This is a genomic window from Sneathiella sp. (genome assembly GCF_047631475.1).
Taxonomy (GTDB): Bacteria; Pseudomonadota; Alphaproteobacteria; order Sneathiellales; family Sneathiellaceae; genus Sneathiella.
The window spans coordinates 48,000-71,923 of sequence record NZ_JBLHZT010000009.1 but is presented as its reverse complement, the minus strand read 5'-3'; the positions used below and the strand labels follow the sequence as shown (position 1 = coordinate 71,923).

Annotated in this window: 21 protein-coding genes; 13 read left to right on the top strand and 8 right to left on the bottom strand. The window is 48.3% G+C overall.

Annotated features, from left to right (window positions below):
* Positions 1 to 12 precede the first annotated feature (12 nt).
* From ACJAYR_RS05730 to ACJAYR_RS05705, 6 genes are read left to right on the top strand one after another with little or no spacing between them, the layout of a single operon-like run.
* Positions 13 to 888: a type II secretion system F family protein gene (locus ACJAYR_RS05730; protein WP_415235707.1), complete on the top strand. Its 876-nt coding sequence runs from the start codon at positions 13 to 15 to the stop codon at positions 886 to 888.
* On the top strand, positions 885 to 1,889 hold the full coding sequence (locus tag ACJAYR_RS05725) for a type II secretion system F family protein (RefSeq protein ID WP_415235706.1): 1,005 nt from the start codon (positions 885 to 887) through the stop codon (positions 1,887 to 1,889). The genes ACJAYR_RS05730 and ACJAYR_RS05725 overlap by 4 nt, the downstream gene beginning before the upstream one ends.
* Positions 1,889 to 2,692 (top strand): tetratricopeptide repeat protein, encoded by an 804-nt coding sequence (locus ACJAYR_RS05720; protein WP_415235705.1) that lies wholly within the window; start codon positions 1,889 to 1,891, stop codon positions 2,690 to 2,692. The genes ACJAYR_RS05725 and ACJAYR_RS05720 overlap by 1 nt, the downstream gene beginning before the upstream one ends.
* Positions 2,689 to 3,147 (top strand): TadE/TadG family type IV pilus assembly protein, encoded by a 459-nt coding sequence (locus ACJAYR_RS05715; protein ID WP_415235704.1) that lies wholly within the window; start codon positions 2,689 to 2,691, stop codon positions 3,145 to 3,147. The genes ACJAYR_RS05720 and ACJAYR_RS05715 overlap by 4 nt, the downstream gene beginning before the upstream one ends.
* On the top strand, positions 3,144 to 3,692 hold the full coding sequence (locus tag ACJAYR_RS05710; protein WP_415235703.1) for a TadE/TadG family type IV pilus assembly protein: 549 nt from the start codon (positions 3,144 to 3,146) through the stop codon (positions 3,690 to 3,692). The genes ACJAYR_RS05715 and ACJAYR_RS05710 overlap by 4 nt, the downstream gene beginning before the upstream one ends.
* A gap of 6 nt (positions 3,693 to 3,698) precedes the next feature.
* On the top strand, positions 3,699 to 5,018 hold the full coding sequence (locus tag ACJAYR_RS05705) for a hypothetical protein (RefSeq protein ID WP_415235702.1): 1,320 nt from the start codon (positions 3,699 to 3,701) through the stop codon (positions 5,016 to 5,018).
* Here ACJAYR_RS05705 and ACJAYR_RS05700 read toward each other — a convergent pair.
* The gene (locus ACJAYR_RS05700; protein WP_415235701.1) at positions 5,015 to 5,698 is read right to left on the bottom strand and encodes an ArsR/SmtB family transcription factor; all 684 of its coding nucleotides are present in this window, start codon (positions 5,696 to 5,698) and stop codon (positions 5,015 to 5,017) included. The genes ACJAYR_RS05705 and ACJAYR_RS05700 overlap by 4 nt on opposite strands.
* A 154-nt stretch (positions 5,699 to 5,852) precedes the next feature.
* Here ACJAYR_RS05700 and ACJAYR_RS05695 point away from each other — a divergent pair, with 154 nt between their 5' ends.
* Both ACJAYR_RS05695 and ACJAYR_RS05690 read left to right on the top strand, forming a co-directional pair.
* Entirely contained in the window at positions 5,853 to 6,176 is a 324-nt protein-coding gene (locus tag ACJAYR_RS05695) for an NIPSNAP family protein (RefSeq protein WP_169545959.1), read from the top strand.
* A 2-nt stretch (positions 6,177 to 6,178) separates the two neighbouring features.
* A complete protein-coding gene (locus ACJAYR_RS05690) occupies positions 6,179 to 6,529 on the top strand; it encodes an antibiotic biosynthesis monooxygenase family protein (RefSeq protein WP_415235700.1) in 351 nt (116 codons plus the stop codon).
* Positions 6,530 to 6,575: 46 nt separating this feature from the next.
* Here ACJAYR_RS05690 and ACJAYR_RS05685 read toward each other — a convergent pair whose 3' ends face one another.
* From ACJAYR_RS05685 to ACJAYR_RS05670, 4 genes are all read right to left on the bottom strand, one after another.
* Positions 6,576 to 7,475 (bottom strand): DUF1853 family protein, encoded by a 900-nt coding sequence (locus tag ACJAYR_RS05685; RefSeq protein ID WP_415235699.1) that lies wholly within the window; start codon positions 7,473 to 7,475, stop codon positions 6,576 to 6,578.
* A 25-nt stretch (positions 7,476 to 7,500) separates the two neighbouring features.
* The gene (locus ACJAYR_RS05680; RefSeq protein ID WP_415235698.1) at positions 7,501 to 8,328 is read right to left on the bottom strand and encodes a sulfite exporter TauE/SafE family protein; all 828 of its coding nucleotides are present in this window, start codon (positions 8,326 to 8,328) and stop codon (positions 7,501 to 7,503) included.
* Positions 8,329 to 8,771: 443 nt separating this feature from the next.
* Entirely contained in the window at positions 8,772 to 10,238 is a 1,467-nt protein-coding gene (locus tag ACJAYR_RS05675; protein WP_415235697.1) for a VWA domain-containing protein, read from the bottom strand.
* Positions 10,238 to 11,176 (bottom strand): AAA family ATPase, encoded by a 939-nt coding sequence (locus ACJAYR_RS05670; protein ID WP_407696681.1) that lies wholly within the window; start codon positions 11,174 to 11,176, stop codon positions 10,238 to 10,240. Before ACJAYR_RS05670 ends, ACJAYR_RS05675 begins: the two co-directional genes overlap by 1 nt.
* 245 nt (positions 11,177 to 11,421) lie before the next feature.
* Here ACJAYR_RS05670 and alaS point away from each other — a divergent pair, with 245 nt between their 5' ends.
* Both alaS and htpX read left to right on the top strand, forming a co-directional pair.
* Positions 11,422 to 14,070: an alanine--tRNA ligase gene (gene alaS / locus ACJAYR_RS05665; protein WP_415235696.1), complete on the top strand. Its 2,649-nt coding sequence runs from the start codon at positions 11,422 to 11,424 to the stop codon at positions 14,068 to 14,070.
* Positions 14,071 to 14,413: 343 nt separating this feature from the next.
* Positions 14,414 to 15,388: a zinc metalloprotease HtpX gene (gene htpX, locus ACJAYR_RS05660; RefSeq protein ID WP_415235695.1), complete on the top strand. Its 975-nt coding sequence runs from the start codon at positions 14,414 to 14,416 to the stop codon at positions 15,386 to 15,388.
* Here htpX and ACJAYR_RS05655 read toward each other — a convergent pair.
* Positions 15,385 to 16,017, bottom strand: a complete 633-nt coding sequence (locus ACJAYR_RS05655) for a TetR/AcrR family transcriptional regulator (RefSeq protein ID WP_415235694.1) — start codon at positions 16,015 to 16,017, stop codon at positions 15,385 to 15,387. The two genes, htpX and ACJAYR_RS05655, sit on opposite strands and share 4 nt — an antisense overlap.
* Before the next feature lie 133 nt (positions 16,018 to 16,150).
* Between ACJAYR_RS05655 and ACJAYR_RS05650 the strand changes: the two genes are divergently transcribed.
* The 3 genes from ACJAYR_RS05650 to ACJAYR_RS05640 are packed head-to-tail and all read left to right on the top strand — an operon-like array spanning position 16,151 to position 21,168.
* Positions 16,151 to 18,001: an AMP-binding protein gene (locus ACJAYR_RS05650; protein WP_415235693.1), complete on the top strand. Its 1,851-nt coding sequence runs from the start codon at positions 16,151 to 16,153 to the stop codon at positions 17,999 to 18,001.
* Between the two features lie 12 nt (positions 18,002 to 18,013).
* Positions 18,014 to 19,048 (top strand): NADP-dependent oxidoreductase, encoded by a 1,035-nt coding sequence (locus tag ACJAYR_RS05645; protein ID WP_415235692.1) that lies wholly within the window; start codon positions 18,014 to 18,016, stop codon positions 19,046 to 19,048.
* A 41-nt stretch (positions 19,049 to 19,089) separates the two neighbouring features.
* Complete coding sequence (locus ACJAYR_RS05640) at positions 19,090 to 21,168, top strand: 3-hydroxyacyl-CoA dehydrogenase NAD-binding domain-containing protein (RefSeq protein ID WP_415235691.1); 2,079 nt, start codon at positions 19,090 to 19,092, stop codon at positions 21,166 to 21,168.
* A gap of 49 nt (positions 21,169 to 21,217) precedes the next feature.
* Here ACJAYR_RS05640 and ACJAYR_RS05635 read toward each other — a convergent pair whose 3' ends face one another.
* Positions 21,218 to 22,681 (bottom strand): DHA2 family efflux MFS transporter permease subunit, encoded by a 1,464-nt coding sequence (locus tag ACJAYR_RS05635; protein WP_415235690.1) that lies wholly within the window; start codon positions 22,679 to 22,681, stop codon positions 21,218 to 21,220.
* On the bottom strand, positions 22,678 to 23,805 hold the full coding sequence (locus tag ACJAYR_RS05630) for a CaiB/BaiF CoA transferase family protein (protein ID WP_415235689.1): 1,128 nt from the start codon (positions 23,803 to 23,805) through the stop codon (positions 22,678 to 22,680). The genes ACJAYR_RS05635 and ACJAYR_RS05630 overlap by 4 nt, the downstream gene beginning before the upstream one ends.
* Positions 23,806 to 23,924 lie beyond the last annotated feature (119 nt).

The window sequence follows — 23,924 nt, the reverse complement described above, 5'->3', positions numbered from 1 at the left end:
GCCATATTTCTGATGGGCTTTCTTATACTAGGGGGAGGCGCCTTCTTGTTTGCGGCCCTGCGAAGTCACAAAAACGCCCGTTACCAAAAGATCAATAAGCGTTTGACGGCTAATCGGCAGGGTGTTGTGAAAAAAAAGGAAAATTTGGCCTTGGTATCCGGACCGCTAAAAAAGACCGGCTTTGGCGTACTCGTTTCGCTGAATTCCTATGCGTGGCTTTTATGTACTGTTGGGGCGGCCGTCCTTCTTTTAACACCTTCTTCGGCCCATTGGGCGTTCTTAAGTGTCATTTTCTGGACCGTCGGGGGTGGGTATTTGCTGTTAACAAAACGCCAGTCAGCCCAAAGAGCGAAACGGTTGGCGGAACAATTCCCCGAGGCACTGGATCTTCTGGTGCGTGGCGCACGGGTTGGCGTTTCCCTTGAACAGAATATTTGTGTTGTTGGCAATGAAATGCCAGAGCCCGTTTCGGGCCTGTTTAAACGAGTGAGCGAGTTGCTTGAAATCGGCGTACCGTTTGAAGGGTTGTTCGTTGAAATTCCGGTTAAGTTCCAGATACGGGAGTTTAGATACCTTGTCGCGACACTTTCTATACAACGTAAAAGTGGCGGCCAATATGGCGATACGCTAGAGAACCTGGCGCGTGTCTTACGCGAACGGCAGGAACTGGATGAAAAAGTGAAATCAGTTACCGCTGAACCCCGGCTTGCTTCCAGCCTGATTGTGGGGATCGCTGGGTTATCTGTCTTGATGCTGTATTTGACCAACCCTTCTCAGTTCGAGTTTCTGTTCCGTGACCCAAGTGGGCAGTCTATCCTGTTCTATAGTTTTGCTAGCCTTTTCCTCGGTGTGGTCAGCTTATACATACTGGTTAGGAGCGTGAAATGACCGATATATTTCTGTCATTCAAGACAGGATTGCCCGTCCTTTTGGTGGTCGGAGGCTGCCTTGTACTGGCAGGCTTTTTTCTCGCGAAAGGCGTGCAGAATAAGCGCCGGGAAAGGTGGGCCTCTCGATTGAACGGATCGGGACATTTTGGCCAGTTGGTTGCGTCTTATCAAAATCCGCACCCAAATAAACCGCTCTATTTAATGGCAGTGGGCGGCGGGTTACGTCGCAGGCTGGACATTAAGATCCACAGGTTTCTAGGGCAGGGCTCACAGAACGAGGATGCCACTCGCCTTGATATCAATTCTTTGTCCTTGCAGGATCACCGGAATGGAAAAAACAACGTCGTCATTCGCCCGGTGATACTGGGCCTTAGTATGGGGATGGTGAGCGCCGCTGTTTATATTTTATCTAATACCGTGACAGGTGCCTTGCCCAGTGGCGGCCAGTCCTGGTTTTTGGGATTACTTTCTTTCGCCATCGCCGGGTATTTTTTGCCGGCGGGTATTCGGCTCATCCGACACAGGCTTATACGCCAATCCATTGAACAAAGTGCGCCTGACGTTATTGATTTGCTGGTTCTCGCCGTTGAAGCGGGTATGTCATTTGATAGTGCTTTAAAACAGGTGCAAACCCATATTGTTCACTATTCTAAACACACGGCGGAGGCATTGGCGTTGTTGTCAGCAGAACTTGCCCTTTTTCCGGATCGGAATCAGGCGTTTTCGGCGCTGGTGAAGCGAACGGGGTCCGACACCTTTCGTTACCTTGCTGTGGCACTTTCCCAAGGCGAAAAATACGGAACGCCTATCGCGGCCTCATTGGCAATTGTTGCAAAGGATAGTCGGAAGAAGATGTTTAACAGGCTGGATCGGAAAGCCGCCAGATTACCCGTGATTTTGAGTGTTCCACTGATGCTGCTGATTTTGCCGCCGGTCGTAGCCATTTCCGCAGGGCCTGGTTTTATGAATATGCTGCGAACAATCGGAGGAGCCGGATAATGCGTGCGTTGCTCTTGATTGTCAGTTTCTCCCTTTTGTTAGGGGGATGTTCAGGGTTAGGGGCGACCAGTTCATCCCTTAAATCCAATCACCAAGAAGATAAGCTTCAGGGAGTGAAAGTCGCCAACGCCCTGCGTCAAAACGGGGACAAATACACATCACTCTTATTATATCAGAAGCTATTGGAAAAAGACCCTGACAATGCGGACGCGCTGCAGTCTTCTGCCGAGTTGCTGTATGAGTTGGGCTCTTATAATGAGGCGCTTTCCACTTATGAAAAGCTGTTATCTCAAGAAAAAGGTGACTGTGTTGTTTATTTGGGTCTGGCCCGGTTGTATTTACGTCAGGTGCGCCCTGCATCCGCAGTGATCGTATTACAGAAATGTTTGGGCCAGGAGGCTGAAAGTCGCGATGCGATGAAGCTTTTGGCAATCAGCTTTGATCTGATGGGGCAATACGACCGATCGAAGCCTTTATATGAACGGTCCTTGACGGCAAATCCAACTGACGTCGCTTTACAAAATAATTACGCTTTGTCTCTGCTTCAATCAGGCAGCTTTCAACCTGCCATCGAAATTCTTAGCGCTCTTGCATTTGGGGTAAATTCCAGTGTTCGCATACGTCAGAACCTGACCATTGCATATGTTCTAAGCGGGGATCAGGAGGCTGCGGTTCATGTGGCGTCACTGGACTATAGCCCCGACGAGATCAAACGCATGATTTCATACTATCAACTGGCAAGCCTCCATAAAAATGCATCAACGTTGAGGGCTCTTTTTGCTTATGGGGAGAGTTCGACATGACAGCGGTTGTCTTGAGGTTAATTACAAAATTCAGGCAGAACCGTCTTGGAATTTCTGCTTTAGAACTTGCCGGCATATGCCCATTTCTGGTGATCGTCAGTTTATTATTTGTTGATATTGGGCGAATTATGATTGTGGATGGCATTCTCCAATCTTCTCTTGGAACGCTGGTTCAACGGATAGGACCTCTTGATCAGGAACCCGATACGCCGTCCTTACAGGCGTCGTTTATGTCCGTATTTGACGACCTCGACCCGTTCTGGGTCGATCCGCAAAAAATTGACCTCACTGTCACGCCCACCAATGATCAAAGCTTTCAACAGGTATATGTGAAATATTCGGTCGATCTCTCTACGCCGTTGGTCACAAATCTGTTTGGGGATGTCCTTGTTCAACGCGAGTTTATATTGCCGTTGGCCTCGCCGTCGGGCCATCAGAAAGGTGAGGCCCATTGACCTGTCGGTTCTTTTCCAATGAACAGGGAAGCGCGCTGGTGGAAGCGGCTCTGCTACTACCAATACTAGTGCTTATTGTTTTTACTGGGCTGGATATTTTACGAACGATCCAGCTTATGCACCGCGTAGATCTTGTAACCGAAAGTTTAGGGGCCAGTCTTGCGACACGGGATGAAGTGGATGAGCAGGATATTGCCGATCTCGTACCTCAAGTCCAGGCTTCATTGGGATATTACAAAAGGGATGTGCGCATTATGATAAGGGTCTCGTCCATCACGCTTGACCCTTTGAATGGCGCCGGTGAATACTGGTCGGCAGAAGTAGGGGAGACGTCTGTTTCCTGTGATCAGCACGGCACTTTTCCCTCCTATACCGCGATTGACGGAGAGGAAGTCTATTGGCCACACCAGGATTTTCTTGTTATTCGAACCTGCATTTCACCTGTTGAGGATTTCTATCTGTCTTCTTATCGGGCGCATAGTCAGAAGAACTACGCGAGTATTTCCAGACATTCCGGCACGCCTGCCTTTAAGCATGGGGTGTAGTAACTTTTGATTGGTTTTCAGAGCTTTGCAAGAGACAAAAGAGGTGCCCTGACAATCGTCTGGGCCGGGCTTTTTATAATGCTGGCCGGTGTTTTGTCGGTTGCGTTTGAATATACGCGTTACTATTCCGTCCATTCTAAGCTGACAGGGATTGTGAAAGATGCGAGCCTGCTTGCGGCTCAGAATTTGGACATCCTCGCTGATGACCATCTCTCGTCATTTGTTGAAGAATTTATCAGAACTGGTCTGACCGATAGTGTGTTCCTACTTTCAGATCCGACCGGATTACGGATCAAGAATGTCTCTGTCAACCGGGCAAATGACCTGCGGCAAGTAATTGTTTCAGCAGAATTTTCACTGACTTTGTCTTTGGGGGATGGTTTTGCCGATGTGACGGATTTGTCCATTCAGGCACGTGCGCAATCCAAAGCGTCAACAATAATGGCCGACATTGTCTTAGTGATGGACCGAAGCCTTGCAGCAGCAGATGCCGGGCACCTTTCGTCTTTTAAAACAGCCGCGATGAAGTGGCTCAGTCAAATTGCAGCTGTTCCGGATAGCCAGGAGAAAATTAGAGTGGCCTTGCTTCCTGCGGTTGATCAATTGGTAAATGTGGGCCCCTATGAAGATTGGGTTTCTCCTAGCAGCTGGCCTGATAATTTGCCTCCCGCCGTGCCGGGCACTGTTGCTTGGGTGGGGCCTCTAATAGAACAGAGGTGGTGCGTTGGGATGCGCGGCGGAGAGGCGTCTGAAAATAATAAGGTTCCGACAGAGATACCGTTTCCCTTGATTTTATCGATCGAGACGAGAGCGCATGAGATCACTGGATTACCGGAGTATTTTATTGCAACCCCGGAAGCCTGTCCTGCCGAGCCAGTATCGCCATTATCGGGTCAGTATTTAACGGTACGCGATAAGATCAGTCTTTTAGCAGGCTATGGAAATACGGACTTCGGGCGATCGTTAGTTTGGGCTGATCGATTATTATCTGATCAATGGCAACCGCATTGGAGGAGTGAAGAGCGCACAGGGTCTTTGGATGAGGTCAGAAAAGTAGTTGTTTTGATGGTCGGTAGCGGTCTTGGTGAGCAGACAACGCAGGAAGTTTTTCACCGGAAATGTAGCGAGATGAAAAATCAGGGAACTGACCTATATATTCTGGATTATCGCGTGTCGATTATCGAGGATCCCTTGCTATCAGAGTGTGTGGCGCGCGGCGGACGATATTTTGAAATACCGGATGCAGGAGCACTCGGCCACCGCTTTGCGACGGTGTTACAGTCCTTGCAAAAAGGACGCCTTACTTCTTTAGAGACTGTTTTCTAAGCATTTGCAAAGGTTTGCCGGAATTCTTTTTCGCCAGATACGGAAAACGAAATAATTCTGCTCCCCGTTTCCCGGCGTGCCCAGCCCCTTGATAGAATTTGCTGCAACAAGGCATCCCCCACACTTCCGGCAAGATGGCTTCGCCTTTCACTCCAATCCAGGCAAGATAGGCACATGGGCCGACCGGGTTTTTCAATGCGGGCTGGATCAATCCCGAAATCCATTAAAAAATGACGTCCTTTTTTCGTCAGGTAAACCGTTTCAACATCCCCGTTAATTAGCTGTTTGGATTTTAAGCAATCCATCAAAAGAACCCCAAGCTCACCGGCCAGATGGTTGTAGCAAACTCTGGCATGGCGCAAGGCTGGGTCTTTTGGGCCGGTGCGAACGCGGGTAAATCCTTTTTTGTCTGCATATCCGAGGAGGGTTTCGAGCAAGTGCGCTATGTCGTCATCCGCAAGGGCAAAATATTTGTGCCGTCCCTGTTTTCGTGGGATCAGCATACCGTTCGTTTGAAGTTGTTTCAGATGGCTGGTTGCGGTTTGTGGTGTGATCCCCGCAACGTTGGCAAGTTCGGTTGCCGTCAGGGCTTTTCCGCTCATTAATGCCGTCAGCATATTTGCCCGTGCCGGGTCACCGATCAGCGATCCAATGAGAGCAATATCCGGTCCTTCTTTCATTTGGCATTCTCCGCAATCAAGGGTTTGTGGGTTTGATTTATTCTTTGGCGTTTTAGGGAAAAGGGAAGGAAAAACCACATATTTCGATCATAATCGAAGCATCATGCCTGATCAATATGGCAAAAAGTGACGCTATATTTTTAGGAGAGATTTTATGATTACCTGCTTTATTCGCTACCAGATTGACCCCACAAAAAAAGAATTGTTTGAACAGTATGCCCGAAATTGGGGACAAGCCATTCCCCGTTGTGGTGCCAATTTAATTGGGTATTATTCGCCGTATGAAGGGTCGAGTAGTCTCGCCTATGGTGTCTATTCAATTGAAAATCTGGCGGAATATGAGGCCTACCGTGCCCGTTTAATGTCTGATAAATTGGGAAAAGAAAATTATGAATTTGCTCAACGGGAAAAGTTTTTAATCAAGGAAGACAGAACCTTTTTGAAACTTGCTTCGGGACCGCATGGAATTGGAGAGTAGGAATGATTGCAATCATATTTGAAGTCGAGCCGAAGAATGAATTTAAAGGTCAGTATCTGGATACTGCGGCCGATCTGCTTCCTGTGCTTAAAGAGATAAAGGGCTTTATTTCCGTCGAACGCTTTCAAAGCCTTACAAATCCCGGCAAGATTTTGTCATTGTCTTTTTTCGAAGATGAAGAAGCTGTAAACCAGTGGCGAAAAACAGAAGTTCATCGTGAAGCCCAGTCCCTTGGACGGAATGTATTTTTCAGTAACTACCGTTTACGTATCGCGAGCGTTATCAGAGATTATGGAATGAACGAACGCGATCAGGCACCCAAGGACAGCCGTGAAAAACACGGTAAAAAGTAACCTATTGGGACGCAGCTTCTAAACGACAATAGCCTGTTCGACAACGTCATAAGCCAGATTTTTGCTGCCAGCCATCCGGCATAATAAATAGGGAAGCATAGGCATTCATGTTTGGATTGTGGGGTGACCGATATGCATATAACACCGGGATATCTGATTGCGACAGGCTGTTTTCAGCGGCCTCAATGAGGGAAAAGGACTTCGTAGGCGGGGTCCATTCCGGTTGTTCAATCTGACTGAACCAACGGGGCTTAGGTCTGTATGAAAATGAAACATCCCTGAATTTTGCGATATTTTTAAGATCAGATATCTCGATCCATTGTCCTTTTTGGCAGATGGGCGAAACAGAAACGGGGTAAATAAATTCAGCCGAATGATATGGGCTAAACAGCATTCCTTTAACGAACGGATAGGAAGTGAGTTCGGTTGCTCCCATTGCCATAAGGCTCTTTTTCGCGGCCACTGTGTTGGCGAGTGGAAGCTGATGGCTTCTCAAGTGATCAAGTTTTCTTTTCAGCGTGTCCTTTTTTAACGGTCCAAACCAGTTGGCCTCTTCTTTTGCTTCACCAATGGACGCATAGAATTTAACAGCGAGTTCCCAATGATATATTTGATCATTGTAGGAAAATATCAAATCCAGTTCGCCAACCGTCTGCTTTTCTGACCGTATTTGCAGGTTCGTTGATAGGATGGAAACACTTGGTAATTGTGTTAGCCAGAAAAAGACTAAAAACTCGAAATAGGTGCCCAGCGTATGACGCTTAATGTCTTGTAGATATAACGCAAGGGGCGTTGGGTCCTGCCTTATCTTTTCGAGAAGGCAGTCAGTTTCGGCAAGTGATGCAAGATCCGGTTGGGGGGTATCTTTCAAAATGAAGGGTGTTTTTATCACCCATTCAAGATCGCCAGCGAGAAAGGGAAGAGCAGCTTTGAGTTTGTCGTCCATTTCATCGCCTACAAAATGCATTGATCTACATTAAATCATAGAACATGCGGATTGATGTCACGAACAAGAAGAACGCAAACAGTTTTTTGAGACGGTTTGTGTTGATGGAATGCGCGATATGGGCCCCAAGGGGTGCAAACAAAATGGTCATCGGAACGATTGCCAGAAAGCCCAGTATATTGACATAACCAATATTGCCGGGCGGTAGATTGTCAGCCGAAAAGCCTGAGATCAAAAATCCGGTTGTTCCCGGAATGGCAATGATTAACCCAATGGCCGAAGCGGTTCCAACGGCCTGACGGATGGGATATTTGAATAAAGTCAAAATCGGAACGGTAAAGGTCCCACCGCCAATGCCCATCATTGCAGAAAACCAACCAATAAAGACCCCAAGAAGCTCCTTGATAGGGGATGCAGGAAGAGTGTCGGACAAATGAGCATTTTCCGGTCTGAAGGCCATGTTCGCAGCGACAATCAATGCAAGAACAGCAAATACCAGGGTCAAGACAAAGGCATCAGCAATGCTAGCAGCCCATGTGCCGCCCAGAACACCGATAAAGATAGCTGGTCCCCATCGTTTTAATAATGGCCAGTCGATTGCCCCTTTTTTGTGATGGGAGCGGGCCGAAGAGATGGACGTTAGTATAATGGTGGCAAGGGATGTCCCGACAGCAACATGGATACGGACATCATTATCAACATTAAAAAAAGGAAGAATGTGGAACAGAACCGGGACAATCACAATTCCGCCGCCAACCCCTAATAGCCCCGCAAGAACGCCAGCGACGACGCCGGTGGAAATTAATGCGACAACCAAACCAATAAGAAGAGGGAGTTCAATATTTTCGAACATTTAAAAACGGTTCCTGATTACGATACCATAGGGGCGCCTGTTGTTTGTTACCATTGACGCTATCAAAGGAACAGGAGAAATCGTCAGGATTTTTCTGTCAGGCGGAAAACTAGCGTGGTCTTGAAAAGCGTGAAGGCGCGCGCGGAAATGGCATGCCTGGCACTGGCGGTAGGGTTGAGCCGTGGGTGAAAGTTTGGTCCATGAAGCGGTTTGGCGCTCGGAACGTTGGTGTTGAAGAGTTTGACTGGCCAAGGGGAGGGAGGGTTCCTTCTCCTTTATGCCGTTGATAAAAATCTCTTTTTGTTATTTCTTGCGGAGGATAAGCGTTCGGCATGATGTCCAATAGAATACCAAAATCCTCGGTTAAAACAGAAGACTGACCCAACAAATAAACCGAAGAAAATAAAACGGGTAAGAGGGACATATTGCACTGTTCCTGTCGCTTAGCTGGATTTAAGAAGATCCCGGATCACCAGTTCAAGTTTATTCAAAGAGTTGCAGACATCTGCTTTTGTACAATATGGGGCAATTTTCAACATTTCCGAGTCGCCACTTCCCCAAACACTTTTTCTTTCAGGGTTGAGCCAGATCACTCGTTTCGCCCGGGCCTTGATTTCTTTCAGAATGTCAGTGCGAGGATCCGCGCCATTGGAACGACCATCACCGAGAATGATAACGGTCGTTCGGTTGTCAATTTCGTTGAAGACTAGCTCTTTGAAATCTTCCATGGCGCGCCCATAGTCAGTTGAACGTCCACCAAACATCTCGATCGCATGCGGGACGGCTTCTTCAGGACCATAGCGATCGAAAAGGTCCGTTATTTCCCCCAACGTTCCAGAAAAGGCGAAAGAGCGTACATTGGGCAGGACTTCGTTCATACTGTACAAAAACAGCAACAAAAAACGGGCGACAGAGGCAACAGAGCCGCTGACATCACAGACAGCAAGAACCTTTGGACGATCTTTTTCTTTTTGCTTCCAGTGGGTTTCAAACAACAAACCATCATAAGCGACGTTTCGCCGCATGGTTTTTCGGATATCCAGATGGCCCCGGTTTTTCACCTTTTTTACCCGTGAGTTCATATCTGTCAGACGCTTGGCCATGCGCCGAACCATTTCCCGCATGAGGCGGAAATCCCGGGTTTCAATATTCGATAATTTTACTTTTTTAAGAACATCCTGTCGGAACTGATTGCCTTTGCCATCAGCCGTCAGTGCCAATTGACGTTCGACCATATCCCGGACGGCATCAAAAAGAAGATCAAGGCGGGTTGCCAGTGCATCGGCTCGTTCATCGTCTCCCTCCCGACGGCGATCATTGATCTCCTGATTGACATCATTGAGGCCCATTTCTTCCATGATACGGCGCGAAAAAAGACCGCGCTGTGTCATCAGAACAATGCTTGAAAGGTTGACCCGCTCAGCGGCAGCCGTCATTGCCAGACTGAGTTCCGTACGATCCCCTTGTTCCAGCATTTCAAGAAGGCTTCGAGGGACACCACCTGCGTTGTCGTCGGCAGGTTCGGTGCTTTCTCCGCCGCCACTTCCCGAACCGTCACTTCCGCCTGCCGGTGGGGGCGGTAAATCACTCAGGGTTTCCAGCGTTGACTGAGTTTCTTCGTTTTCTGCGGCATCTTGCGAGTCGTCAGTTTGCCCGCTGTTTTCTTCGCCGGGTAGCTCTGTCAGGTCGATATTGACGTTGCTTGTAAAAAACTGGTCGAAACAGCGATCAAAGCTTTTCATCTCATCGACAGTTTTGGCCATGACTTGAGACAATGCGGCCTTAAGTAAATCTCTGTCTTCATAGCCCAGCAACTGGATGGTACGACCTGCGTCAAGGGCTTCGCCTATGGAAACCGGGACGTCAGAATAGCGCAGCATGTCAACGAATTCAGCAAGTGGCCGGTCCATTAGCGGTTTGCCTTTTTAGCCTCGATAACCATTTTGGGGACTTCGCTATCGATATTGTCGATATCGTCCTCAAATTTGAGAAGCATGTTCAGAGTGTTGCGAACCAGTTCCGTATCAAGTTGCTCGGCATGCAAAAGTAAAAGAGTTCTGGCCCAATCGATCGTTTCACTTACCGCGGGCAGTTTTTTCAAGTCCTGTGTCCGAAGCTGCTGCACAAATGAGACCAGTTGATGACGCAAATTCTCGTCCAACTCGGGCACTCGGGCCTGAATGATCTGGCGTTCCCGCGCACTGTCAGGAAACGGAATATATAAATGCAGACAGCGCCGTTTAAGGGCATCCCCCATTTCCCGGCTGTTGTTACTGGTCAGGAATACAATCGGTTTTGTTTTCGCTTTGATCGTTCCGATTTCAGGGACTGTAATTTGATAATCTGAAAGTATTTCAAGCAGATAAGCTTCAAATTCGTGATCGGATTTATCGATCTCGTCGATTAGCAGAACAGATTGTTTTTCCGATTTCAGGGCTTGTAGTAAAGGCCGCGCCTCTAAAAACTGTTCAGAGAAAAAATGGTCGCCAAACTGGTGAAGTTTGTCCATCGACGCATCCAGCCCTTGGGCGTCTTCCAGCAGGTCGCCCAGTTTTTCTTTGAGGATCTGCGTGTATAAAAGCTGCTTACCGTATTTCCATTCATATAGCGCCTTGGATTCGTCCAGACCTTCATAGCATTGAAGGCGGATAAGGTCGGCATCAAATAACTCGGATGTGGCTTTTGCTAATTCCGTCTTACCCACGCCCGGAGGGCCTTCTACAAGGATTGGTTTGTCCAATTTCTGGGAAAGATATATGGAGGTTGCGATATGTGTGTCACAGATGTAACCAGATTTTTCAAAACCCTGTTTAATCGTATCAATGGCCGCAGCGGGGTCTTTATCTATAAATGTCACGAAGTTCTTCCATCTCGTCTGGGGGCGATACGCCCTGACAGTATTTTTGTTTATTGTTGTGTCTAGAGTTACACACTCCATATCAGGAATAAGGGGGTAATGCCAGCTTTTAGGCGGCTGCCGTCTGGACAGGACGATTGCAGCACGGTAAAAGGCAAGGCTACCTGCTTCATCAGGTTTGTATTAATTTTCGCATGGATTTATGAGTCTGCCGCCAAGGCGACGGAGTTTAAGATATGACAACAGCAAAAGAAATTCGCTCGGCTTTTTTGGACTATTTCGCCAAGAATGATCATGAAGTCGTCGCCAGTTCGCCGCTTGTGCCGCAGAACGACCCTACGTTGTTGTTTACAAACGCCGGTATGGTGCAGTTCAAAAACGTTTTTACAGGTCAGGAAAAACGGCCCTATGACCGTGCGGTGACAACGCAGAAATGTGTTCGTGCAGGGGGTAAGCATAATGACCTTGAAAATGTCGGTTATACCGCGCGCCACCATACATTCTTTGAAATGTTAGGAAATTTCTCATTTGGTGATTATTTCAAGGAAAATGCCATTGAGCTCGCTTGGAATTTGCTGACACGTGAATATGGCTTGCCGCAAGAAAAACTGCTGGTTACCGTCTATCATGACGATGAAGAAGCGGTTGATTTATGGAAAAAGATTGCCGGACTTAAAGACGATCGGATCATTCGAATTGCCACGTCGGACAATTTTTGGTCCATGGGCGATACGGGACCATGCGGTCCATGTTCTGAAATTTTCTTTGATCATGGTGAAGGTATTCCCGGCGGACCTCCGGGATCGCCTGATGAAGATGGTGATCGTTTTATCGAAATCTGGAACCTTGTTTTCATGCAGTTCGAACAGCAGGCCAATGGCGATCGCTTGAACCTGCCGCGACCGTCTATTGATACTGGCATGGGACTGGAGCGGCTCGCTGCTGTTCTTCAGGGAAAACATGATAATTATGATATCGATCTGATGCAGAAAATCATTCAGGCATCTGCAGATATGTCGAATGTTGCTTCAGATGGAGAGTTTGCGGTTTCGCATCGGGTCATTGCTGATCATTTGAGGTCGTCCTCTTTCTTGATCGCTGACGGTGTTCTTCCGTCCAACGAAGGACGTGGATATGTGTTGCGACGGATCATGCGCCGGGCCATGCGTCATGCCCATATTCTGGGTGCAAAAGACCCACTGGTTTATAAACTTGTTCCTTCTCTGGTAGAGGAAATGGGATCCGCTTTTCCTGAGTTGGAGCGCGCGCAATCTCTTATCACTGAAACACTGAAGCTTGAAGAAACGCGGTTTAAGGAAACCCTCGGCCGTGGCCTTAAATTGTTGGGAGACGCCACGGACAAGTTGGATGAAGATGAAGCGTTGCCCGGAGATGTTGCGTTTAAACTCTATGATACCTTCGGTTTCCCGCTTGATCTGACCAAGGATATTCTGCGTGGTCAGGAACGGGACCTCGACGAAGCCGGTTTTGATGCAGCTATGCAAAAACAGAAAGAAGCCGCCCGGGCCGCCTGGACAGGCTCTGGTGATGCCGCAACGGATCGGATCTGGTTTGATATTCATGACCGTGAAGGCGCAACTGAATTTTTAGGCTATCAGACCAACACGGCTGAAGGTCAGGTGCAGGCGATTTTGGTCGATGGCAAAGAGGTGAGTGCCGCGGATGAAGGCACCGATGTTATGATTGTTCTGAACCAAACGGCCTTTTACGGTGAATCTGGTGGTCAGGAAGGGGATAGAGGTGTCCTGGTTTCTGAGAACGGCCTTAAGGTCACCATCAAGGATACCCAGAAAAAGGAAAATCTGTTCATCCATATCGGCACCGTGGAAACGGGAAGTGTAAAAGTCGCTGATGTGGTTGAAACACAGGTAAATTCTGATCGTCGTGATCGTTTGCGGGCCCACCATTCTGCTACACATTTGCTGCATGAAGCCTTGCGCCAGCGCCTTGGTGATCACGTAACACAGAAAGGCTCACTGGTCGCAGAGGATCGTCTGCGCTTTGATATTGCGCATCCACGCCCTGTGACTGAGGAACAGCTGCGTCTGGTCGAAAAAGATGTGAACGATCATATTCGCATCAATGCCGAGGTGGATGTTCATCTAACAACACCGGAAGAAGCGATAAAAGCCGGTGCAATGGCACTGTTTGGCGAAAAATACGGGGACGAAGTCCGCGTGGTTTCCATGGGCGGTCCCGATGCAAACAAAGGGGCAGGACAGTCTTATTCAACAGAACTTTGCGGCGGTACCCACGTTAAACGAACCGGGGACATTGGGTTTGTTAAGATTGTCAGTGAAGGAGGCCTGGCTGCGGGTGTTCGACGGATTGAGGCGGTGGCGGGTGCCGCGGCTCTTGATTATGTGAACGAGCGCGAACAGATCCTGAGTGACGCATCTGATGTTCTTAAAACATCACCCGCCGAACTTGCAAGCCGCGTAAACGGTTTGATTGAGGAACGCAAACGTCTGGAGAAAGAACTTAAGGAAACCCGCAAGAAACTTGCAACGGGTGGCGGTTCTGACCAGGCTGCGGAAAAAGTCGGAGATGTGTCGTTCGCTTCCCGTTTACTGGAAGATGTCCCGCCTAAGGACTTGAAACCGATGGCGGATGAAATCAAGAAAACCCTGAAAAGTGGTGTGATTGTCTTGATTGCGGCGAATGACGGCAAAGCCTCCATCGTGGTTAGTGTAACAGAAGACCTGACAGGCCAGTTTAATGCGGTTGATCTTGTCCGTGTCGGGTCTGAAGCTCTTGGCGGGAAGGGCGGCGGCGGTCGCCCTGACATGGCGCAAGCGGGCGGTCCGGATGCTTCAAAGGCGGATCAGGCCATTGAGGCCATCAAACAGTTTCTTGTTGCCTGAGAATTAAAAAGAAGCGGCGGAATAAATTCCGCCGCTTTGCTGTGTAGCAGGAACACAGACGCCTCCGAGAGACTTGCTCGGAACTTCTGTGATATTGGTTAAGTTTCAATATCTTGCAGAAGCTATCTTATGCTTAATGACAAGCTAGGGCGGCGATATGGCAAGAACAAGGATTTTTTAAGGCACCTCTAAAGAAACGTCGCTTTCCGAAGGTCTGTATTCGGACGGATATGTGTCGCCGCACGATTTTTTAGACTGGTTTCCCCGTCGCTTTATTGAATGCAAGCCGACAAAGTAACATATACAAAAAATGAAAATGTTTGTTTTGGGAATGGATTAGCACATGAATTTCGTCAAAACAGGAATGTTAATCGCGGTGATTACAGCCTTGTTTTTGGGCGTCGGTTTTATGATCGGCGGCGAACAGGGTATGATAATTGCATTGATGATCGCAATCGGAATGAACGGTTTTGCTTACTGGAATTCCGACAAGATGGTTTTGCGGATGTATGGGGCAAAGGAAGTTGATCGTAACACCGCTCCAGAATTTGTGGGCCTTGTCGCGCAGCTTGCCAAACGGGCTGATTTGCCAATGCCGCGGGTTTACATCATGGATAATCCGCAGCCAAACGCTTTTGCAACGGGCAGAAATCCCCAAAATGCGGCAGTAGCGGCGACCTCGGGCCTTCTGAAAATAATGACTAAAGAGGAATTAGCCGGTGTTATGGCGCATGAACTGGCCCATATTAAAAACCGCGATACTTTGATCATGACAATTACGGCAACGATTGCCGGTGCGATCAGCATGTTGGCAAATTTCGCCCTGTTTTTTGGTGGGAACCGAAACAATAATATGGGAATTATCGGGACACTGGCCTTGATGATCATTGCGCCTTTTGCCGCCATGCTGGTGCAGATGGCGATAAGCCGAACCCGCGAATATTCAGCCGATAAGGCCGGAGGAGAAATTTGCGGTAATCCTGAATGGTTGGCGTCTGCGCTCCTAAAGCTGGAAAATGGGGCGGCCCGGGTGGAAAACCGCGTGGCCGAACAGAATCCTGCCTCAGCCAGCCTGTTTATTATCAATCCTTTGCATGGAAAAGGGGCGGACAGCTTATTCTCAACCCATCCTGCCACGGCAAACAGGGTGCGTAAACTGCGTGAAATGGCCGCTCATATTTTTAGGCAAGGTCCAATATCTTCCACGGCCAAACGCTCTGGCGCACCCGGTTCAACCGGACGGTCGGGAGGGGCCGTCCCGCACACGCAAAGTCCGTCTTCCAAGACGGGTAGGGGAAAGAAAAAACCTTGGGATTAGTCCAGATTTTTCGGGTTCTTGATCATGCCACGAGCAAGGAGACAGGCCATTAAGCGGACAAACTCTTCGCGGCTTTTTCCCATCCGATAGGATTGCGGGGCGGAGGACTGAATCAGCCCAATCATCGCGTGTCCCATCAATTCTGGATCAACATCATCGTAAAGCTCGTTATTTTCTTTTGCCTTTGCCAGCACATTAATAAATCCGGCGGCAAATTTACTGCGGACAACTTTACTGGTGGAATCTGTTGGATCAAAAACCTTAGTGTCAACGAGCGCAGATCTGAGCAGACCCGGATTTTGTTCGGCAAATTCCTGAATGGCGGTAAGCGCGTATTGTAAATATTCTTCAAAATTGTTGACCTCAGGAATTCGGTCCTGAACATAGACATGGAGGTCTTCCTGCGCTTCACTCGCGAAAGCGAGGAAGATTTCCCGCTTGTCGTTGAAGTGGCTGTAGAAGGTTCCATGCGCTACATCCGCCTCACGCGCAATGTCTTGCGGACGCGTTTCATGGTAGCCCCTCTGGATGAACAATTTGCGTGCCGCAGCCAGTAGCCGCTCCCGTTTTTCTGCCTTGCGTTTACTGGCACGATCAGTCGTTATTGGACTGTCTGCTGTATCCGTCATCGTTCGCTTTCCTTCGCATTATTATTTTTTTGCGGCTGACGCTGGAAATTCTGGTGACAATTTGTCAATATCCGTCAGATTAACAGTCTGCTAAAAAAAACTGAATAAAAAAATAATGGAGAAAACGTCCGGAATGACTCATTCAATCCCTTTCAGGAAACTTGATCGACCTTTGCCAGACATTTCCGTAATTAAGTCAACGGACGGCTCTTATAGGATAAAAAGCAATATTGCAATTGGCGACTATAAAAAAAATGCAGCTGCTTTCTGGGTGCAGGCAGCAGAAGAGTTTCCGGATCGTGATTTTCTGGTCAAATGCAGTGAAGCGGAAGATTGGCCCCGTCTGACCTATGGCGAGGCAAAAATAAAGGCTGATCAGATCAGCAGTTGGCTCATTGAAAATGGATATGACACGACAACACCCATTATGATCCTGTCGGGAAATAGTTTTGCACACGCTCTTTTATCAATGGGGGCTTTGCAGATTGGGGTTCCGATTATACCAGTATCTCCGTCGTTTTCTCTGATGACCGGGGATTATTCCAAGTTACGATACGCCGTCGAACTGACGGAACCAAAGATGGTCTTTGCAGAACATGGCTCCGTTTTTAAAGGGGCGATCGATGCGATCCGGACGGATGGTCTGGATATTGTAACCGTTGAAGATGTCCCTGACGGGGCCGTCGATTTTGAAGCGCTTTTTATTGCGGTGAACGAAGAGGCTGTTCAGAAGGCATTTAGCCGTGTGAATGAGCAGACTCTTGCCAAGATATTGTTCACATCCGGATCGACGGGAATGCCAAAAGCGGTCCCCAATACACATCTGATGATCTGCTCCTCCCAAAAAATGCATGAATTGATTTCAGAGCCAAAAGACCCGGTGAACAATCCGACAATTGTTCTCGATTGGTTGCCTTGGCATCATACATATGGTGGAAATGTCAATTTTTTTGGCATCATGCGACAGGTTGGAACCATGTATCTGGATGATGGTAAGCCGATACCGGGCCTGTTTCAAAGAACGATTGAGAATTTGAAACGGGTCAAGCCGACACGGTTTAGTAGTGTTCCAACAGCTTTTAGTTTTCTTCTTGATGCCATGGAGCAAGATGAAGACTTTGCAAAAACCTTTTTGGAACAGGTCAGGATTTGCAGCTATGGAGGCGCGGCTCTATCGCAGGAATTGTTTGAACGCATGCAGGTTCTGTCCGTTCGGCATATCGGTATGAGAATGCCATTTGGCACAGGCTGGGGATCGACAGAAACAACGGGAACAGGAACGGCCGTGTTCTGGGAAACTGACAAGGTCGGGCTTATTGGCGTTCCGTATTCTGGCGTAGAAATAAAACTGGTGCCGGTTTCTGACAAATTTGAAATTCGCATCAAAGGGCCACATGTCCACACCGAGTATTATAAACGGCCAGATTTGACAGATCAGTATTTTGACGAAGAAGGCTTTTATATCATTGGGGATGCGGTTAAGTTTGAAGATCCGGAAAATCTGGAGCAGGGGCTGGTTTTTAGCGGCCGGGTATCTGAAGACTTCAAACTTGCAAACGGAACTTGGGTTGAAACGGGTTCACTCCGTCTGTCTTTGATCGATGCGTTAGACCCACTCGCCCGTGATATTGTCCTTGCTGGTCATGATAAGGAATATCTGTCTATACTCGTGGTTCCGTCGGAAGGTGTTATGGCACGCGCGCAGTCCCTTGGACATCCCACGGATGAGAGTGCGCCGCTCATTCTAAACGACGATCTGATAGAAGAGATCGCTCAGAAGGTTCGTGTTTATAATAGTAAAAATTCAGCAAAAAGCCGATTTGTAGGGGCTGTCGCCGTTCTTGGAACGCCCCTTAGCGTTGATCGTAACGAGATCACAGACAAGCAATATATTAACCAGTCAGCTGTTTTGGAAAATCGATCTCAGATTGTAAAACAGCTTTATCAGGATACCCCAACCCCCGGGGTCCTTTCATTTAAATAAATAGGAAAAAAAATGTCTGAAATGAACAAGCAATGGTTACTGAAATCCCGCCCCGTTGGAGAACCCACTCCCGAGAATTTCGAGTTGGCTGAGACCCCTATCCCCGAACCGGGAGAGGGCGAGTTTTTGATGAAAACCATTTATATGTCACTTGACCCGTACATGCGCGGCAGAATGGATGCAGGAAAAAGTTATTCTGCCCGTGCTGAGCTGGGAGAGGTCATGCTGGGCAGCGGCGTTGCTGTGGTTACAAAATCCAACAATAGTGGGTTTAAAGAAGGCGACTATGTTATGGGCATGACCAAATGGCAGGCCTATAGCGTGTCAGATGGTACCGGTATCATGAAACTGGATCCTTCGCTTGCGCCCATTTCAACCGCAGTTGGTGTCCTTGGAATGCCAAGTTTGACAGCCTATTTCGGCTTGTTAGACATTGGTCAGCCAAAAGAAGGGGAAACCGTTGTTGTTGCGGCCGCTTCGGGCGCTGTTGGCAGTGTGGTTGGACAGATTGCAAAAATCAAAGGGTGCCGCGCTGTCGGGATCGCAGGTTCCAAAGAAAAATGTGATTATGTGGAACAGGAACTGGGCTTTGATATCTGCCTCAATTACAAAGACGCTGACTTTGCAGATAAGCTAAAAGAAGCCTGCCCGGACGGCATCGACATTTATTATGAAAATGTAGGCGGTATGGTTTTTGAAACAGTTCTGCCGTTGCTCAATGACTTTGCCCGTATTCCACTGTGTGGACGGATCGCCAATTATAACATGACCGGTCATCCTGAAGGCCCTGATATGCTGCCGGCTTTCATGGGCCAGATGCTAGTTAAGCGGATGACATTGCGGGGGTTCATTATTTCGGATCATTATCACAAGTTACCGGAATTCCTGCGCGAGATGGGCGGCTGGGTGAGCTCTGGTCAAGTGAAATATCGGGAAGATATCGTGAAAGGTATCGAAAATGCTCCAGAAGCTTTCATCGGTCTGTTGAAAGGGGCAAACTTTGGTAAACTGCTTGTTCAGGTTTCAGAAGATCCCACACGAAAATAAAAACCGTTTCAGTCGAGAGACGAAGAAAGGAATAAGAAAAAATGACTGCGATTACAGATAAGGTAAATTATCACGCAGAAGGAAATGTTGGTGTTATTACAATCAACAACCCACCCGTAAATGCATTAAGTGTCGGTGTGCGAGCCGGCATACAAGGCGGGATTGAGGCTGCCAATAAGGACGACAGTGTTAGTTCCATCGTGATTGTGTGTGATGGCCGCACCTTTATTGCGGGCGCTGACATCACCGAATTTGGCAAGCCACCACAAGAGCCAAGCCTGCATCACGTCATCGGTTCAATTGAGATGTCCAACAAACCTGTTGTTGCTGCAATTCACGGGACGGCTCTTGGCGGGGGACTGGAAACAGCACTTGGCTGCCATTACAGAGTGGCTTCACCAAAAGCACAGGTTGGCCTTCCTGAGGTAAAACTGGGTATTCTACCAGGGGCCGGTGGTACCCAGCGCCTCCCAAGGGTGGTTGGCATTCCAATGGCATTGGAAATGATTACATCGGGGGACCCGATTAAAGCAGACAAAGCATTGGAAGTCGGTCTTGTTGACGAGATTGCGGATGGTGATTTGAAATCAACAGCCATTGCCTTTGCCGAAAAAGTAGTCTCAGAAGGACGTCCGCTAATCAAGATCAGTGATCGTGACGAAAAGCTGCAGGCAGCAAAAGACAATCCGGGTATCTTTGACGACTTCCGCAAGTCAATCGCCCGTAAAGCGCGGAATTTTGAAGCGCCAGAGAATTGCATTAAAGCGGTTCAGGCATCCGCGGAGCTTCCTTTCCCTGAAGGTCTTAAACGCGAACGCGAGTTGTTCATCGAGTTGATGGAGGGGGAGCAGTCTATCAGTCAGCGCTATTTCTTCTTTGCTGAACGTCAGGCTGCAAAAATTCCAGACGTGCCAAAGGACACCCCGCTGATTGATATCAACAAAGTTGGGATCATTGGCGCAGGAACCATGGGCGGCGGAATCGCAATGAACTTTCTGCAGGCAGGTATTCCTGTTACGATTGTTGAAACAACGCAGGAGGCCTTGGACAAAGGTGTCGCACTGATTGAAAAGAACTATGCGGCAACTGTTTCCAAGGGGCGGATGTCTCAGGAAGCAATGGACAAATGTATGTCTTTGCTGAACCCGACGACAGAACTTGAAGACGTTAAAGATGTCGATATCGTCATCGAGGCAATCTTCGAGAATATGGACGTTAAAAAAGAACTGTTCGCAAAACTGGACGGCATCTGTAAAGACGGTGCCATTTTGGCGACCAACACATCGACACTGGATGTTGAAGAAATTGGAGATGTGACCAAACGTCCTGAATATGTGATCGGCTTACATTTCTTCAGCCCTGCCAATGTTATGAAGCTACTTGAAGAAGTGCGGACGACGAAAACCAGTAAATCGGTTATGGCAACATGTATGGCGTTGGCAAAACGGATCGGTAAAGTTCCTGCCATGGTTGGTGTCTGTGAAGGGTTTGTCGGAAACCGTATTCTGCACCGCCGTAGCGAGCAGGCAACCCAACTCATCATGGAAGGGGCACTCCCTCAGGATGTGGATCGGGTCCTGTTTGACTTTGGTATGCCAATGGGACCATTTGCCATGTCCGATTTGGCAGGAAATGATGTGGGATGGCGAATTCGTCAAGGTAAAGGCGAAACCAGCCCGATCGCTGATGCAATCTGCGAGTTGGGACGGTTTGGCCAAAAAACTGGTTCGGGCTATTACCTGTATAAAGAGGGTAGTCGGACACCAACGCCAGATCCTGTGGTCGAAGAAATTATCCTTAAAGCGTCTGCCGATGCAGGCATTGAGCGCCGGAAAATTTCGGATCAGGAAATTCTTGAACGGTGCATCTATCCAATGATCAATGAAGGGGCGAAAATCCTTGAAGAAGGAATTGCGACCCGTGCAAGCGATATTGATGTGATCTGGGTATATGGTTACGGATGGCCTGTTTATCGCGGTGGCCCTATGCGCTATGCCGAAGCGGTTGGATTGGAAACTGTCTATAACAGCCTTGTCGCCTATCAAGAAAAATTCGGTGATTATTTCAAGCCGGCAGCGTTGTTGGAGCGGCTGGTTAAAGAAGGAAAATCCTTCAGTTGATTTTTGACTGAGATTTCAAATAAAACCCTGTCAGCAATGGCAGGGTTTTTTATTCGCCTACTTTTCTTGTGTGATAGGCGATATACAGGGTGGGAATGATCGCAAGGCAGAAAACCAATCCAGTAAACAGAAAACTGTCTTGAAACGTCAATGTCATAATCTGAATCTGAGAGTCATCAGCCAGAACATCTCGGCCCATTTCTTTTAACTCCATGGTGTGCTGGGCCATTCTGTTGGTGATCAGCAAGGCGGTCAGATTGACCCCTAAAGTACCGCCGAGCATTCGGATGAAGTTAAAAGCACTGGAGGCCTGCGTAACATGACTTGGCGGCACACTGGAGAGCGAAAAAGTACTGTTGGTGGGCATGATTGCTCCTAAAGCAACTCGACTTACCAACGACCAGCCAGCAAGCGCGAGATAGCCGGTGTCACGGGTTGAGAAACTCAGGATGATCATTGATATGATGAAAACAATCTGTCCAACGACAATCAGTTTATAGGCTGGAAGTTTGTCGACAAGCCGTCCAACAATTGGAAAAATAATGACAAGAGCAACACCAGCTGGAAACAGGACAAGCCCGGCATCTGTTGCGTTCATGCGTTGGACAGACCGTGCAAATAACGGCAGAGCATAGACACTGGAAAATAGGCCGGCGCTGGTAAAAGCACCAATCATTGCAGTGCTCACAACAATCAGGCTTTTAAACAAGTCCAGTTGGACAAGCGGTTGGCTGCTGCTGAGTTCACGCCTGAAAAAGAGAATAAAGGCGATCAGGGAAACGCAAAGGTTTGGAAAAACAGTCACATGAGAAAAGCTGTGAAACTGACTGTTGGATAGTCCCGACAGCAGACCGCCTACGCCGAGCATAATCAGAAAGAAGCTGACAAAGTTAAACTGACCCACATCTTCCTTTTTTGAGCGGTCAGGCAGGAATATAAAACCCAGGATGACCGATAAAATGGAGAGAGGCAACGCAACAAGAAAGGTTGTATGCCAATCCAGAGCATCCGTGACAATCCCTCCGATTAACGGACCAAGCGCTGGCCCAAGGACGACGCCCATGCCAAACCAACCCATTGCACGGCCTCTTACATCTGGTGGGAAGAGGATAAAAACCAATGCCATGGAAAGTGGCTGGATAATACCGGCGCCAGCACCTTGAAGGATGCGGGCGGCAACAAGGGTTTCAAAATTTGGGGAGAGCCAACCCATAAAACTGCCAACGATGAAAAGGCTGGATGCAATCATGAAGGTTAAGCGGGCACCGAGTGTGCGCATGAACCATGAGGTGGTCAACATCGCGACACTGGACGCGCATAAGAAGCCTGTTGCCATCCATTGTACGGAACCCTGCGTGATGTCAAAGGCTGACATGATGTCCGTGAGCGCCACTGTGATCATGGTTGAAGAGAAAATCGTTGTCAGCAACCCGATGACAACGGCAAACCCGGCCAGCCATTTGTAGGAGGTCCCATACTTTTCTTGCAAAATAGCGTGGCGGTTATTGATCATTTGTCTGCGAATTCGTTGCGCAAGGTATCGTTATGTTGGCCAAGGGCAGGGATTTCTGAAAACTGATCTGTTTCACCTGCAAACTTTACGGGAGAAGAGACCAGATTGACGGGGCCCGATGGCGATTGCACGGTTGTCCGCTCTAATTGCGGGTGGGTACTCAAATCAGCAACGGTGTTCAGAGAGCCAAAGGCAATTCTTGCTTCTTTCAGTCTTTTGACGGCTTCGGGCCGATCCATGGTTTGGAAAATGGCATGGATTTCAGCATGCAGTGGTTTGCGGTTCGCTACCCGTTCAATATTGTTATGAAATCTGGGATCATCCGCCAATTCCGGGTTTCGCAGGACCTTTTCACATAAATTATGCCATTCGGTCTGATTTTGGATCGAGATGACGACTTTTCCGCCATCGCCGGTTTCAAAGGCTTCGTATGGGGCTATTGAAGGGTGACTAAGGCCCCCTCTGCCGGGTGCTTTTTTTCCATATTCCTGATGTAAAAGAGGGACCGTCATCCAATCCGCCATTCCCGCGAACAAGGTGGATTTTATCGACTTGCCTTCGCCGGTAATCGTTCGTTCATACAGGGCTTGAAGCACGCCCACCAATCCATGCATTCCCGCAGCAATATCACAGACAGAAACACCGACCCGTCCTGGCTCCTGAGGGGAACCTGTAACTTCCGCAAGGCCGGTTTCTGATTGGACCAGCATGTCATACGCTTTCATGTCAGCAAACGGGCCCTCGTCTCCATAGCCTGAAATATCCACCGTAATCAGGCGTTTGTTGGAGGAGCGTAAGGCCTCGCTGTTTAGTCCAAAGCGATTGACAACGCCCGGTGCCAGATTTTGAATAAAAACATCTGCTTTGACGATCATCCGTTTCAGTAACGCAAGGTCGGCTTCATTTTTTATGTCCAATTGGATGGATTCTTTACCGCGGTTCAACCAGACAAAATACGCGCTTTCACCGTTAACAACGTTATCGTAGCGTCTTGCAAAATCACCCTCTGGGCGTTCAATTTTTATAACGCGTGCGCCGGCATCGGCTAAACGCGAAGAGAGATAGGGGGCTGCGACAGCCTGTTCGAGAGAAACAACAAGGATACCGTCAAGTGGGCCGTTCATAGGGAATTCTTCTTAGCAGAATCTGTTTTTATACAAACAGAAGGTGAGAGAGGTCGTTTTTAGTAAATATGCCTGAAAAACGAGATTTTTCAAAGTATCATTACTGCATCTGTAAACGA

Coding starts and splice junctions, on each gene's coding strand:
- ACJAYR_RS05725 (WP_415235706.1), top strand. CDS start 885: ATGACCGATATATTTCTGTCATTCAAGACAGGATTGCCCGTCCTTTTG.
- ACJAYR_RS05685 (WP_415235699.1), bottom strand. CDS start 7,475: ATGGACGACAAACTCAAAGCTGCTCTTCCCTTTCTCGCTGGCGATCTT.
- ACJAYR_RS05645 (WP_415235692.1), top strand. CDS start 18,014: ATGTCTGAAATGAACAAGCAATGGTTACTGAAATCCCGCCCCGTTGGA.
- ACJAYR_RS05675 (WP_415235697.1), bottom strand. CDS start 10,238: ATGGACCGGCCACTTGCTGAATTCGTTGACATGCTGCGCTATTCTGAC.
- ACJAYR_RS05655 (WP_415235694.1), bottom strand. CDS start 16,017: ATGACGGATACAGCAGACAGTCCAATAACGACTGATCGTGCCAGTAAA.
- alaS (WP_415235696.1), top strand. CDS start 11,422: ATGACAACAGCAAAAGAAATTCGCTCGGCTTTTTTGGACTATTTCGCC.
- ACJAYR_RS05690 (WP_415235700.1), top strand. CDS start 6,179: ATGATTGCAATCATATTTGAAGTCGAGCCGAAGAATGAATTTAAAGGT.
- ACJAYR_RS05640 (WP_415235691.1), top strand. CDS start 19,090: ATGACTGCGATTACAGATAAGGTAAATTATCACGCAGAAGGAAATGTT.
- ACJAYR_RS05695 (WP_169545959.1), top strand. CDS start 5,853: ATGATTACCTGCTTTATTCGCTACCAGATTGACCCCACAAAAAAAGAA.
- ACJAYR_RS05635 (WP_415235690.1), bottom strand. CDS start 22,681: ATGATCAATAACCGCCACGCTATTTTGCAAGAAAAGTATGGGACCTCC.
- ACJAYR_RS05720 (WP_415235705.1), top strand. CDS start 1,889: ATGCGTGCGTTGCTCTTGATTGTCAGTTTCTCCCTTTTGTTAGGGGGA.
- ACJAYR_RS05680 (WP_415235698.1), bottom strand. CDS start 8,328: ATGTTCGAAAATATTGAACTCCCTCTTCTTATTGGTTTGGTTGTCGCA.
- ACJAYR_RS05630 (WP_415235689.1), bottom strand. CDS start 23,805: ATGAACGGCCCACTTGACGGTATCCTTGTTGTTTCTCTCGAACAGGCT.
- htpX (WP_415235695.1), top strand. CDS start 14,414: ATGAATTTCGTCAAAACAGGAATGTTAATCGCGGTGATTACAGCCTTG.
- ACJAYR_RS05650 (WP_415235693.1), top strand. CDS start 16,151: ATGACTCATTCAATCCCTTTCAGGAAACTTGATCGACCTTTGCCAGAC.
- ACJAYR_RS05700 (WP_415235701.1), bottom strand. CDS start 5,698: ATGAAAGAAGGACCGGATATTGCTCTCATTGGATCGCTGATCGGTGAC.
- ACJAYR_RS05730 (WP_415235707.1), top strand. CDS start 13: ATGGGCTTTCTTATACTAGGGGGAGGCGCCTTCTTGTTTGCGGCCCTG.
- ACJAYR_RS05715 (WP_415235704.1), top strand. CDS start 2,689: ATGACAGCGGTTGTCTTGAGGTTAATTACAAAATTCAGGCAGAACCGT.